Origin of the sequence: Streptomyces luomodiensis (genome assembly GCF_031679605.1) — a bacterium.
Lineage (GTDB): Bacteria > Actinomycetota > Actinomycetes > Streptomycetales > Streptomycetaceae > Streptomyces > Streptomyces luomodiensis.
Map to the genome: position 1 here is coordinate 372,827 of NZ_CP117522.1, position 12,844 is coordinate 385,670.

The 12,844-nt window shown below is 70.6% G+C and carries 11 protein-coding genes and 1 pseudogene; 6 read left to right on the forward strand and 6 right to left on the reverse strand.

Annotated elements, in window-relative coordinates:
* Window positions 1-28 precede the first annotated feature (28 nt).
* The 3 genes from PS467_RS01755 to PS467_RS01765 are packed head-to-tail and all read right to left on the reverse strand — an operon-like array spanning window position 29 to window position 2,638.
* A complete protein-coding gene (locus PS467_RS01755; protein ID WP_311033628.1) occupies window positions 29-919 on the reverse strand; it encodes an AraC family transcriptional regulator in 891 nt (296 codons plus the stop codon).
* 41 nt (window positions 920-960) lie between these two features.
* A complete protein-coding gene (locus PS467_RS01760; protein ID WP_311033629.1) occupies window positions 961-1,695 on the reverse strand; it encodes an ABC-2 transporter permease in 735 nt (244 codons plus the stop codon).
* A 1-nt stretch (window position 1,696) separates the two neighbouring features.
* Window positions 1,697-2,638, reverse strand: a complete 942-nt coding sequence (locus tag PS467_RS01765) for an ABC transporter ATP-binding protein (protein ID WP_311033630.1) — start codon at window positions 2,636-2,638, stop codon at window positions 1,697-1,699.
* A gap of 129 nt (window positions 2,639-2,767) precedes the next feature.
* Here PS467_RS01765 and PS467_RS01770 point away from each other — a divergent pair, with 129 nt between their 5' ends.
* The 5 genes and pseudogenes from PS467_RS01770 to PS467_RS01790 all read left to right on the forward strand — a co-directional run bounded on the left by PS467_RS01770 (window position 2,768) and on the right by PS467_RS01790 (window position 7,765).
* Window positions 2,768-3,991 carry a sensor histidine kinase gene (locus PS467_RS01770; protein ID WP_311033631.1) on the forward strand — a complete coding sequence of 408 codons (1,224 nt, stop codon included), beginning with the start codon at window positions 2,768-2,770 and terminating at the stop codon, window positions 3,989-3,991.
* A gap of 14 nt (window positions 3,992-4,005) precedes the next feature.
* A pseudogene (locus PS467_RS01775) lies at window positions 4,006-4,659 on the forward strand (response regulator transcription factor); the annotation flags it as partial.
* A 486-nt stretch (window positions 4,660-5,145) separates the two neighbouring features.
* On the forward strand, window positions 5,146-5,808 hold the full coding sequence (locus tag PS467_RS01780; RefSeq protein WP_311033632.1) for a DedA family protein: 663 nt from the start codon (window positions 5,146-5,148) through the stop codon (window positions 5,806-5,808).
* Between the two features lie 92 nt (window positions 5,809-5,900).
* Window positions 5,901-7,130 (forward strand): sensor histidine kinase, encoded by a 1,230-nt coding sequence (locus PS467_RS01785; protein WP_311033633.1) that lies wholly within the window; start codon window positions 5,901-5,903, stop codon window positions 7,128-7,130.
* On the forward strand, window positions 7,121-7,765 hold the full coding sequence (locus tag PS467_RS01790) for a response regulator (protein ID WP_311033634.1): 645 nt from the start codon (window positions 7,121-7,123) through the stop codon (window positions 7,763-7,765). The genes PS467_RS01785 and PS467_RS01790 overlap by 10 nt, the downstream gene beginning before the upstream one ends.
* Before the next feature lie 194 nt (window positions 7,766-7,959).
* Here PS467_RS01790 and PS467_RS01795 read toward each other — a convergent pair whose 3' ends face one another.
* Entirely contained in the window at window positions 7,960-9,021 is a 1,062-nt protein-coding gene (locus PS467_RS01795) for an ornithine cyclodeaminase family protein (RefSeq protein WP_311033635.1), read from the reverse strand.
* Between the two features lie 358 nt (window positions 9,022-9,379).
* Here PS467_RS01795 and PS467_RS01800 point away from each other — a divergent pair, with 358 nt between their 5' ends.
* Complete coding sequence (locus PS467_RS01800; RefSeq protein WP_311033636.1) at window positions 9,380-11,497, forward strand: MMPL family transporter; 2,118 nt, start codon at window positions 9,380-9,382, stop codon at window positions 11,495-11,497.
* A gap of 107 nt (window positions 11,498-11,604) precedes the next feature.
* Here the strand turns inward: PS467_RS01800 and PS467_RS01805 are convergent, their stop codons facing one another.
* Both PS467_RS01805 and PS467_RS01810 read right to left on the reverse strand, forming a co-directional pair.
* Entirely contained in the window at window positions 11,605-12,417 is an 813-nt protein-coding gene (locus tag PS467_RS01805) for an alpha/beta fold hydrolase (RefSeq protein WP_311033637.1), read from the reverse strand.
* A gap of 146 nt (window positions 12,418-12,563) precedes the next feature.
* Window positions 12,564-12,788, reverse strand: a complete 225-nt coding sequence (locus tag PS467_RS01810; protein WP_268969635.1) for an MbtH family protein — start codon at window positions 12,786-12,788, stop codon at window positions 12,564-12,566.
* Window positions 12,789-12,844 lie beyond the last annotated feature (56 nt).

A 12,844-nucleotide genomic window follows, 5' to 3' on the forward strand; every position in this document is an offset into this window, starting at 1 on the left:
AATGCGCGCGATTGCCGTTCACCGGTCATCAATTGCGGTAGGCCGACGGCCGCACCCCCGTGTGCCGCAAGAACGCCGTGGACAGTGAGCCGGGACTTCCGAAGCCGCACCGCGTGGCGACCTGAGCGACGGACAGCCCACCTGCCCGGAGGAGCCGCTGTGCCTCCTCGACCCGCAGGCGCGTGAGGTAGCGGTGCGGCGTCTGCCCCGTGGCCTCCTTGAAGACCCGGATGAAGTGGTACACGCTGAAGCCCGCCTCGGCGGCCATGTCCGCCACCGTGACGGGGTCGCTCAGCCGGTCCCGCATCATCGCCACGGCCTTGTGCAGCCAGGGCCCTTCGGCGTTCGCGCGGCTCACCTTCGGTGGCCGGACACCGCGGGTCAGCACATGCACGGCGAGAAACGCCGCCGCCGACTCCGCGTACAGGTCATCGACGGCGCCGGCGCCGGCCGCGCCCAACGCTCGCATCGTGTGTTCGACGAGCGGATCCCCCGAAGCCACCGCGGCGGCCGCCCGCTCATAGTCGATGCGTGCGCCGTCCACCTGCGCGACCGTACGCTCGACGACGACGCGCGGAACGTGCACCTGAAGGGTCCGCAAGGGAACCACGGACCGGTAGCGGCGCACCGACGCCACCCCCGGAACCGGCATCTCGAGCCCGCCGGGCATCCAATGCCGCCGCTGCCAGCGCCCACCGGTATGGGTCTCCATGGACGCATCACCCGCGACGGTGAGAACGAGATGCAGATCTCCGGTGGCGGGCAGGGCCACCTCCTCCGCTCGCGCGGTGTGATGGAACCGCTGGAGCAGCAGCGAGCGCCACCCCAGGCTGTCCCAGCTGCTGAACGTCCGCTCGACATACGGGTCCGGGTCGAATCCCAAATACGGCTCGAGGTCGAAATCTGGAGCGTCACACACCACGTCGAGCATAGCCACGAGCGGGGCCGGGTGCCGGGGTGTCAGGCGTCCCGGCGGTGCAGCGTGCACCAGCCGGCCAGCAGCGCGGCCGCTGCCCACAGCGCCGTCACCGCGAGGCCCGGCCACGGAGCGAGACCTCCCGCCGGGTCCTGGTGCAGGACTTGTTGTCCGGCGCGGTCCGGAAGGTAGCCGGCGGCGCCCCCGGCGACGTCTCCCACCACGAAGGACACGATCAAAATGAACGGGACGAGCAGGCTCAGCACCGCGACGGCGCTGCGCAGCAGGAAGGTGAGTCCCGCGGCGAACAGGGCCATCAGCGCCAGGTAGATGCCCGCGCCGAAGCAGGCCCGCAGCGCTCCCGGCTCGCTGAGGCCGATGGCGTACCGTCCCAGGAACGCCTGGCCCACGAAGAAGGTGGCGAATGTGGTGGCGAGCCCCACGGTGAGGGCGGCGGTGGTCACGACCGCGGTTTTCGCCGCGTAGAACAGGCCCCGGTGCGGCACGGCCGCCAGGGAGATCCGCAGGGCACCGCCCGCGTACTCGGAGGACACGGCCGTGGCCCCGAAGGCGATGGCGGCGATCTGTGCGAAGTTGATCGCGTAGAAGGCTCCGAAGACGGGATCCCCGCCATTGTCCGCCTCCGCTCGGCCCACGGTGGGGAAAACGAGCAGGGTGACGGCCAGCGTGGCGGCGAAGACCGCGATGAGCGATCCGAAGCTCGCCCGGACGGACCTGATCTTGATCCACTCGGAGTGGAGCACCGCGGTGACGGACATGTCAGACCTCCTGCGGTGTGGTCGGGGACGTGTGAGGCGCGGCGGCGAATTCCGTCTCGTCCGTCGTGAGAGCGAGATAGGCCTGCTCCAGGGAGGCGCGCAGCTCGACGAGTTCGAGGACGGGGATGCCCTCACGGGCGGCGATGGCCCCGATCTGTTCGGCTCTGGCGCCCTCCACGACCCATCCGCCGTCGTCGTCCGCCACGACCGGATATCCCTCGGTGATCAGCGTGGCGCGCAGCCGGGCGGGGTCGCCGGCGCGTACGCGGACACGTGCCTGGCTGTGCTGTTCGATGAAGTCCCGCATGGGGGTGTCGGCGAGGAGCCGGCCCCGGCCGAGGACGACGAGGTGGTCGGCGAAGGTGGCGGTCTCGTTCATCAAGTGGCTGGAGACCAGGACCGTGCGGCCTTCGCGGGCGAGCCGGCGCAGCAACTGGCGCATCCAGACGATCCCTTCCGGGTCGAGGCCGTTGGTGGGCTCGTCCAGCATGAGGACGGGCGGATCTCCGAGGAGCGCGGCGGCGATGCCGAGGCGCTGGCGCATGCCGAGCGAGAAGGTTCTGATGCGGCGGCCCGCGGCAGTGGCGAGCCCGGTGTCCTGGAGGACCTCGTCGATGCGGCGGGCCGGGATGCGGTTGCTGACGGCGAGGAAGCGCAGATGGTCGCGTGCGGTACGGGAACCGTTCGCCGCCTGCGCGTCCAGCAGGGCACCGACCGTGCGCAGCGGCTCGTGCACCATGGCGTACGGGCGGCCGCCGACCGTGGCGGTGCCGGAGGTGGGGCGGTCCAGGCCGAGGACGAGGCGCATGGTGGTGGACTTGCCGGCGCCGTTGGGGCCGAGGAACCCGGTGACCCGGCCCGGTTCGATACGGCACGTCAGCTGGTCAACGGCCCGGGTGCGGCCGTACTCCTTGGTGAGGTCCTCGATGTCGATGCGGCTCATGGCTTCAGCGTGATGGGGTGCGCGTGAGCGGACATCCCCCGCGGGAGGAGACCGTCTCCCCCGCCGGGGGCAACCGTCTCCCCCGCGCGGGGGAGACGCCGGCACCGTCCGCTCTGCCAGCATGACGGCATGGTGCGCCTCCTTCTGCCGCTGACCCATGCGCTCACCTACACCCGCTGGCTTCACCTGCTGGTGGGAGCGATCGTGCCGTTCGTCTGCGCCATGGTCTATCCGGGGCTGAGCAGTCCGTCGCCGGGGGACTGGGTGCTGATCGCGGTCCTTCCGGTCCCCTTGGTCCTGGCCGTCGCCATGGTGCCCTCGGCTCGCCGCGCGGAGGGGCTGCAAGCGCGACTGATGCTGTTCCCCGGTCCGCTCGCACGCGTGAGGAGCGACGAGGAGCCGGGTGTCTCCGCCGCTCCGTCCGCTTCGTGGTCCGACCGGGCCAGAACCGCTGTCTGGATGGTGCTGCGGCTGGAAACGGGGCTCGTCATCGCGCTGGTGACGGGGCAGTTGATGGCCCTGTCGCTGTCGCTGGCCGGGGCGGCCGCCGGGGATCCGGGTTTCGCCGACCCGCTCGTGCGCGTTTCCGGCGGCAGCTGGGGATACGTCCTGCTGGCACCGGTGCCCGTGCTGGCGCTGGTCGCGGTGGCCGCCGGGGCAGGCGCGCTCATGGCTCAGGCTGCCCGGCGGCTGCTCGGGCCGTCGCTCAAGGAGCGTCTGTCGGCGTTGGAGGAGCGCACCGAGCGGCTGCTGGAAGGCAACCGCATCGCACGGGAGTTGCACGACACCCTCGGCCATGCGCTGACCCTCGCCGTGGTGCAGGCGGGTGCCGCCCGCGCGGCAGCCGACCCGGAGTTCACCGACCGGGCGCTGGAGACCATCGAGGAGACGGGCCGGGCCGCGCTGGAAGACCTGGAACGCGTTCTGGCCGGGCTGCGCGAGACGGGGCGGCCCCTGGGTAGCCGCCCCGCTCTCGACGAGGCGGGCCGGTTGCTGGAGTCCGCGCGGTCCTCGGGTGCGCGGGTCGACGCCGAGGTGACGGGACCGTTGGAGAAGCTGCCGGGGCCCGTCTCCCGTGAGGCCTACCGGATGCTCCAGGAGGCCCTCACCAATGTGCTGCGGCACGCGGGCCCCGTCCGGGTCGGCGTCCGTATCGCCGTGGAGGAGGCGTGGCTACGGCTCGAGGTGCGCAACCCGCTGGCCGAGGCGGCATCAGCGGTATCGGCGGCCGGCGTGGGCGGCGGCAGCGGGCTGCGCGGAATCCGCGAGCGCGCCACGCTGCTCGGAGGCGAGGCCCGAGCGGGACAGGACGGCCGCGAGTGGCTGCTGCACGTCGACCTGCCGCTGCGATGACCTAGGCTGACCGTATGCCGCTCACCCTTCTCCTGGTCGACGACGAGCCGCTGGTCCGGGCCGGCCTGCGGGCGGTGCTGGAGGCTCAACCGGACATCGAGGTGGTGGGCGAGGCGGCCGACGGGGCCGCCGTGATCCCCCTGGTGCGGCAACTGCGCCCCGATGTCGTGGCCATGGACGTGCGGATGCCGCTGATGGACGGCATCGAGGCCACCCGGGCAGTGCTGCGCACCGTGCCCGACCCGCCGAAGATCGTGGTGGTGACGACCTTCGAGAACGACGAGTACGTGTACGGGGCGCTGCGCGCGGGAGCCGACGGCTTCCTGCTCAAGCGGGCACGGCCGGCGGAGATCGTGCATGCCGTGCGGCTGGTGGCCGAGGGCGACTCCCTGTTGTTCCCGGCGGCGGTACGGCGGTTGGCCGCCTTCCACGGCCAGGCTCCCGGCAACGCCGCGGCCCGGACGGCCATGGAGCGTGCCGCGCTGACCGAACGGGAGGAGGGGGTGCTGCGTCTCATGGCGCGCGGCCTGTCGAACGCGGAGATCGCCGCGTGCCTGACGGTGGGGACCGAGACCGTCAAATCCCATGTGAGTTCCGTGCTGGCGAAACTTGGCGCACGGGACCGCACGCAAGCGGTCATCGCGGCGTACGAGTCCGGCTTCGTCTCCCTGTCCGAGGACCAGGCGGTGCCCGACGACCGCACCGTGCGCGGCTTTGACCCTCGTGGCGGCCGCCGGCCGATGTCCTGACGAGGCCGATCAGACTGTCAGCGGCTATCCGGGGTACGCCGGCGAATCGAGGGGGCATGAGGCGCCCGTCGACCCGGGCGCCGGAATCGACAAGTGCGGGGCCGTAGGGCAGGGCGCCCCGCGGTGGCCCGAGTGAAGTGGTACGCGCCCGCGCCAGGCGCCGATGGCTCGGCCTGACGATCATGCGGCTGCCTCTGGCCTGAGCCGTGCGCGTTGCCGACGGCCGCGTGGACGGGCCCCGGGCCGGCCGGGACCCCTGCGGGTTTCCGCAGGTCCGCGCTGCGGAGAACACCACCGCTTCGGGCGGCAATCCTCATGTCGCCGCTGAGCTGCGGTTTCTAGCATTGCCAGGCGTCGGGTACCGGAAGGCGTCCCCGGCACCGACCGCCATGTTGGAGACCACGCATGCACTTGATGACCCTGGCCCTGCCTCAGGAGCCCTCGGGCGGCATCGCCGGCTGGGCCGCGGACCTCGTGGACGCGATGGGCGGGCCGGGAGCCGGTCTGGCCATCGCGCTGGAGAACCTGTTCCCGCCGCTGCCCAGTGAGGTGATCCTGCCCCTGACCGGCTTCGCGGCGGGGCAAGGCGTGATCAGCCTGGCCTCGGCGCTGTTCTGGACCACACTCGGCTCGGCCGTGGGGGCCCTGGTCCTGTACTGGATCGGCATGCTGGTCGGCCGCCGGCGCATGTACGCGATCTGGGCGAGGCTGCCGCTGGTGAAGGCGTCGGACCTGGAGCGTACGGAGAAGTGGTTCCAGAAGCACGGCACCAAGGCGGTGTTCCTCGGCCGCATGGTGCCGATCTTCCGCAGCCTCATCTCCATCCCGGCCGGGATCGAGCGCATGCCGCTGCCGGTTTTCGCCCTGCTGACCACGCTGGGCAGCCTGATCTGGAACGCGGTGCTGGTGATGGCCGGTTACTGGCTGGGCGACCAGTGGGACGAGGTGGAGTCCTACGTCGGCGTCCTGTCCAAGGCCGTCCTGGTCCTGGTCGTGGTGGCTCTCGCGGTCTACGTGGTCGTGCGCTTCCGCGGCCGTGACCGGCAGGGGCGGCACCGCACGTCATGAGTTCCGCCGCGCGCCCCGGCGGGTCCACGCTGCTCGCCACACCAGCCAGGCGATCTTGCTCCGGCTGTGGGGCCGGGCTAGGCTTGGCGCCCGTGCAGGGGGATTTGACCAATATCGCCACCCATGGCCTGTTACCCGGCTCATCCGGCCAGAGTTCCGCCCAGGGCGCCGTCACGGCGGCGAGGGCACCGTCGTGGCCGCGCAAGATCCCGGGGATGCTCGTCGGCTGTTGCACGGCCCTGCTCGGATGTGTGTACCTGCTGATCGTCGGCCTGGCCGTGGCGGTCTTCCTGCCGTGGCCGCGCACCCGGTCCCGCGCCCTGGCCGTCCTCATGTCCGGAGCCCGCCGGATCACCGCGCTGGACCGGGGGCGCCGCTTCATCTTCTTCGGCGACCGCTTCCCCGAGCACTACAAGGCGTCCGACCAGAAGGTCCTGCGCTATCTGGCGATCCACAGCTACATGGGGCTGGTGTGCAGCGTCGTGGTCGGCCTGTTGGGCGTCGGCGCCATTCTGGCCGCGGTGCTGGCCGTGCGGCTCTTCCAGGGCTATCTCGACCTGCCGGAGCTCCTCACCCAGTTGTTGCTCGGGGGTGTGCTGCTCTTCCTCGACGTGCAGGGCATCTACTCGCTGATGGCGCTGGACGCCCGGCTGGCGCGCGAGTGCTTCGGGCCTTCCGAGGGGGAGTTGCTGCGGCAGCGCATCGACGAACTGGCCACCAGCCGGGCCGCGGTCGTCCAGGCGGTCGACGCCGAGCGCCGCCGCATCGAGCGCGACCTCCATGACGGCATCCAGCAGCGCCTGGTGGCGCTCGCCATGCTGCTCGGCCGGGCGCGCCGCAGCCGCGGCCGCAGCCCCGAGCAGGTGGACGCGTTGCTGCGGCAGGCGCATCAGGAGTCCCAAGAGGTCATCACCGAACTGCGCGAGGCGGCCTGGCGGGTCTATCCCTCGGCACTGGACAGCCTGGGACTGGAGGAGGCGCTCAGCGGGGTCTCCGAGCGGTGCTCCCTCCCCATCCGCATGGATTTCGAGGTCGGCCGCCCGTTGCCGCAAGCGGTGGAGACCGCCGCGTACTTCGTGGTGTCGGAGTGCGTGACCAACGCCGCCAAGCACTCCGGCGCCACGGCCGTCTCCGTGGGGCTCGCACTGCACGGCGGGGTGCTCGTGGTGCGGATCCAGGACAACGGCGGCGGCGGAGCCGATCCGGCGGGCAGCGGACTGACCGGGCTGCGCGGCCGGGTGGGCGCGCTCGACGGTCTGCTCCACATCGACAGCCCCCTCGGGGGACCCACGACCATTACCGCGGAGCTTCCATGCGCCTGATCATCGCGGAGGACTCGACCCTGCTACGAGAGGGACTGGTGCGTCTGCTCCTGGAGGAGGGTCATGAGGTCGTCGCGGCGGTGGGCGACGCGGTGTCCCTGATGAAGGAGGTCGAGGAGAGGACGCCCGACATGGTCGTCGTCGACATCCGCATGCCGCCGACCCACACCGACGACGGGCTGCGGGCCGCGCTGGAGATCCGCAAGCGCTGGCCCACCATCGGTCTGCTCGTGCTGTCGCAGCACGTGGAGCGCAACTACGCGGCTCAGCTCCTGGCCTCCAACGCGGAGCGGGTCGGCTATCTGCTGAAGGACCGTGTCGCCCAGATCGACGAGTTCCTGGACGCGCTGGAGCGGATCCACGCGGGTGGCGCGGCCATCGACCCCGAGGTGGTGCGTCAGCTGGTCATCCGTACCACGCACGGTGACCCGCTCGCCCGGCTCTCGCCGCGCGAGCGCAGCGTCCTGGGGGCGCTGGCGCAGGGCCACACCAACACGGCCATCGCGCAGAAGCTGCACATCTCACTGAGTTCGGTGGAGAAGAACCTCAATACGATCTTCGACAAGCTCGAACTGTCGCACACCACCGGCTACAGCCGGCGGATCCTGGCGGTCCTGCGGTATCTGGAGTCCTGAAGGCCGCGGTGTCCTCGGGGTCCTGAAGGCCGCGGTGTCCTCGGGGTCCTGAGGCGAGCGGCCGGCGGCGTCGGGCGGAGTGCCGAGGCGCTCGACGACGCATGGCGGACGTCGTCGAGTTCCTCTCGGCGTCGGGGGCGCCGCCGGGCTGCCCATGACCCCACGTCCGGGCGGGCAGGCACAGCCCGGCGCCGTCACTGGAAGGAGTACGGGTTCAGCGCGTCCTCCGGCAGGTGTTCCACCTGCACCCGGTCGCCGATGGCGGCTTCCTCGGCGAGTTCGAGGAGCACGTCGAAGGCCACGTGGTCCTCCAGTCCGAATCCGGTCGAGTCGAAGACGGTCCGCTTCTCCCGCTGCGCCTTTGCGAGCGCCGGGGCGGCGCACAGCGCGGGCAGGTCGGGGCCGAGGTCGCTGTCCTCGAGTTGCTGGCACTCGCCCTCACGCAGCGCCTGTTCCCGGTGGTCCGGGGTGACGAAGGCGGACTTCAGCACCGACCGGGGCACCTCGTACTTGCCGATCAGGTCGGCGCCGATGGCGTTGATGTGGACGTGCGGGCGCAGGTTCGCGCCGTGGAGGACCGGGCCGTCACCGACCCCGACCGAGGTGACGGTGCAGATGATGTCCGCCTCCGCCTCGATCTCCGCGACCGGTGCCACCCGCACGTCGATGCCGAGGAATTCGGCGCGCTCGGCGAAGGACCGGGCGTGAGCGGGCTCGATGTCGTGGACGAGGATGCGCTCCAGCGGGAAGACCCGGCTGAGCGCGTGGGCCTGGGTCACCGCCTGCGCACCGGCGCCCACGAGGCCGAGGACCCGGCTGTCGGGGCGGGCGAGCAGCCGGCTCGCGATGGCGGATGCGGCACCGGTACGGACGGCGGTGGGCAGGATGCCGTCGCAGATCGCCAGCAGGCTGCCGGTCACATCGTCGTAGCGGGTCAGCGTGCCGACGATGGTGGGCAGCTGGTGGGTGGCCGGATTCGTGGGCGTGTACGCCACGGTCTTGATGGTGATCGCGTCACCGGGCTGGTGGTGCGGCATCCATTCCAGGATGGCCGTGTTCTCGGGACCACGCAGGAATCCATCCCGCGCCGGGGTGATGCCCCGGTGGCTTTCTTCTCTGAACGCCTCGTCGAGACGGTCGATCATCCTGTCCATGAAAAGGTCTAACCCCTTTTCCTGAACGATCTTGGCAACATGTTGCCGAGTAATGACCGCGGTTTCCATTGTTTCCCCTTGACTTGCCTCACGGTGCGACATTTACTTGCCAATGGATTTCTGAATCCATCTGAATCCACCGGAAAGTCCGACCGGAATATGAAAATAATGGCTTCTGTTTCACCCGGTCAAGCTATTCCCTGGCGATTACGGTTTTCCTCAACCCGCGCGCTACGGGTTCCCGCAGGGTGCTGACTGCGGGAAACAACGACCACCTGGGCGGTTTACCTCGTATCCATATCCAGGCCGTGGAACTAGCGTTTCAGCGTCACAACCCCGGCAGCCGCCCCAGCGGTTCCGCGACATTGGGAGGACGCAGACGGTGCGAAAGAATCCGGCAACGCTACGGGTTGCGCGATGGAGCGCCACCCACCCGTGGTCCGCGATCGGACTGTGGGTCGTGTTCGTCGCCCTGTGCATCTTCCTCGGCGGCGCCGCCGGCACGAACAAACTCGATTCCGAGGAGTCCGGGGTCCGGGAGTCGGGGCGCGCGGGCAAGATCGTCGCTTCGGGGGACTTCCCCGAGAAGCCCGAGGAGAACGTGCTCATCACCGCCGAGTCGGGCGGCCGGCTGGACCGGACGGCGGCGCTGCGGGCGGCCCGGGACGTGACCGGCCGGATGGACAAGCTCTCCGAGGTGGAGAGCGTCGGTGACCCGGTCCCCGCGCCGAACGGCAAGGCCCTGCTGGTGCCGGTGACGATGAAGGGCGACAAGGACGACGCCGCGAGCCGGGTCGTACCGCTGCTCGACGAGACCGCCGAGGCCGATGAGGCCCATCCGGGGCTCAAGATCGAGCAGGTGGGCACCGGGTCGACGGCGAAGGGCATGCAGGACACCATCGGCGAGGACTTCAAGCGGGCGGAACTGATCAGCGTTCCGCTGACCCTGCTGATCCTGCTGGTGGTGTTCGGCGCGATCATCGCCGCCGGAGTGCCCGTGCTGCTCGCCCTGTCCTGTGTGGTCTCCGCGATGGGGCTGTCGGCGCTGGCCTCCCACGTCCTTCCGGAGACCAGCGCGGTGAGCAATGTCATCCTGCTCATGGGCATGGCCGTCGGCGTCGACTACTCGCTCTTCTACCTCAAGCGGGAACGCGAGGAGCGCCGTAAGGGGAAGTCCCACCTCGACGCCATCGAGATCGCCGCGGAGACGTCGGGACACACGGTCGTGGTGTCCGGCACCACCGTGATCGTGGCGATGGCCGGGCTCTACCTGGCCCAGGAGTCCACCTTCGCCTCCCTGGCCACCGGTTCCATCATCGTCGTGGCGGTCGCGGTCCTGGGCTCGGTGACCGTGCTGCCCGCCCTCCTCGCCAAGCTGGGCCGCTGGGTGGACCGCCCCCGGGTGCCGTTCCTGTGGCGGCTCACGATGCGCTCCGGCGAGTCGCGCACCTGGCAGGTGCTGCTGCGCCCGGCGCTGCTCAGGCCGGTGCTCACGCTGGTGGTGTCGGTCGGCGCGCTCCTGCTGCTCGCCCTGCCCGCACTGGACATGAAGCTCAAGCAGCCCGGCCAGGACGACCTCTCCCGGGACATCCCGGTGGTGCAGGCGACGGACCGGCTCACCGACGCCTTCCCGAGCGAGGGAACCGTGCACAAGGTGGCGGTGCGGGCTCCCGCCGACGAGGCCGGCCAGGTCAAGGCCGCCCTGCGGGAGCTGATCGCCCGCACCGACGGCAACAGCCTGTTCGCGCACGACCAGCAGCCGGTGGTCAAGGAGTCCGGGAACCACCGGGTGCACACGGTCGACGTGGGCACGCCGTACGCGCCGAAGAACCCCAGGGCCACCGAGTCGCTCGAGGTGCTGCGCGAGTGGCTGCCCCAGGCGCTGGACGAGGTCCCGGACGCCGAGAGCGCGGTGGGCGGCACGGTGGCCCAGAGCGCGGACTTCACGACCCATCTGGAGGAGCGCATGCCGTGGGTGGTGGGCTTCGTCCTGCTGCTCACCTTCGCCACCATGGCGGTGATCTTTCGCTCTCTGGCCGTGGCGGTGTCCGCGGTGCTGCTGAACCTGCTCTCCGCGGCGGCCTCGTTCGGTGTCCTGGTGGCGGTCTTCCAGCACACCTGGGCGGAGGGCCTGCTCGACTTCGACAGCACGGGCACGGTCGTGTCGTGGCTTCCGCTCTTCCTGTTCGTGGTGTTGTTCGGGCTGTCCATGGACTACCACGTGTTCGTGGTCAGCAGGATCCGGGAGATGGCGCAGGAGGGCGCCTCGGTGAAGGACTCCGTACGCGAGGGCATCACGCGCTCGGCGGGCGTCGTGACCAGTGCCGCGATCGTCATGGTGGCCGTGTTCTCGATCTTCGGCACCCTCAACGCGGTCGAGTTCAAGCAGCTGGGCGTGGGACTGGCGGCAGCGATCCTGCTGGATGCCGTGGTCATCCGGATCTTCGTGCTGCCGGCCCTGATGACGGCGCTGGGCTCGTGGAACTGGTGGCCGGGCGGCACGGGCCGGCGGCCCTCGGCCGTGCCGGCCCCGGGCGGGAACGAGCCCGAGACCGCGACCGCGGCCAAGGCCCCCTGAGCGAACCACGACCCCCTGAAACGAGGAGGGAGGGCCGTCCGGTACCCCCGGCCGGAGGCCCTCCCTCCTCCCTTTCGCTTCCTCGTTCACCGCCCGGCCCGCGGTGTTCAGCGGGCCGCCGCCCCGGTGAAGAACTCCACGATCGCCTTGTTGACCGCCGCCGGGTCCTCCAGATAGCCGTAGTGGCCGCATCCGTCGATGAGTTCGTACCGTGCTCCCGGAATGGCGTCGGCGACCTCGCGGGCCAGATGCGGAGGGGTGATCAGGTCGTCGGCGAAGGCGATCACCTGACAGGGGACCCGGATGCCGCGGTAGGCGTCGAGCCGGCGGTCCAGCTTGCTCACCTCCATCTGGGCCCGCTGTCCGGGACCGGGCCCGGCCGACAGTTCGAACAGGTCGAGCCAGTCGGCCATCGCCGCGTCGTCGTCGAGGGTGCGCGGGGACAGCGACTTCAGGGCGCGCATGACGGCGGCGTACCGGACCGGGAGGTCCAACCCGGCGTCGTACAGGTCGATCTCGGCGCGGGTGATCGCGGCCCGCAGCGCGTCGGTACGGCCCCGGGTGGCCATCAGGACCGCCTGGCGCACCAGATCGGGCCGGGACAGGGCCAGTTCCTGGGCGATGAAGGCGCCCAGGGATGTGCCGACGATCCGGCAGGGGCCGATCCCGAGGTGCTCGATGAGCCCCGCCACGTCACCGACCATGTCCTGGAGGGTGAAGCCTCCGGGGCACTCGGACGTCGGCGGTATGCCCCGGTTGTCGAAGGTGATCACCCGGAAGCCGACGGCGGTGAGCGCGGGCACCTGGTGCAGTTCCCACACGGTGCGGCCGCCGCCGGTTCCCTGGATCATCAGGACCGGCTCACCGGCCCCGGTGTCGTCGTAATGGAGCTGTATTCCGTTGACGTGCACGACCGGCATCTCGGTCCTCTCCCTCGTTGGCCGTCCCCCGGACGTACGCCCCCGCCCTACCGGCAAAGGCGCGGCCCGCCCTTTCGGGTACGACGCGTCAAAGGCGTCCCGGCGGGGCGGGCCACTGGGTGGTCCGGGCGGTGCGGCGGCGCGGCTCAGGCCGCGCCGGCCTCTTCCATGGCCTTGATCAGGCTCTTGGGACGCATATCGGTCCAGTGGGTGTTGACGTATTCGAGCGCCGCGTCGCGCGTCGCGTCGGTGAGGACGGCGCGCCATCCGTCCGGAACCTCGACGAACGCCGGCCACAGGGAGTGCTGCCCCTCGTCGTTGACGAGCACGTGATAGGTGCCCTCGGGGTCCTCGAAGGGGTTGGTGCTCATGCGAATCGCTCCTTCTCGAAGGTTTTCTGCTCTGCCGTTCGGTGTCTGTTCGCCGC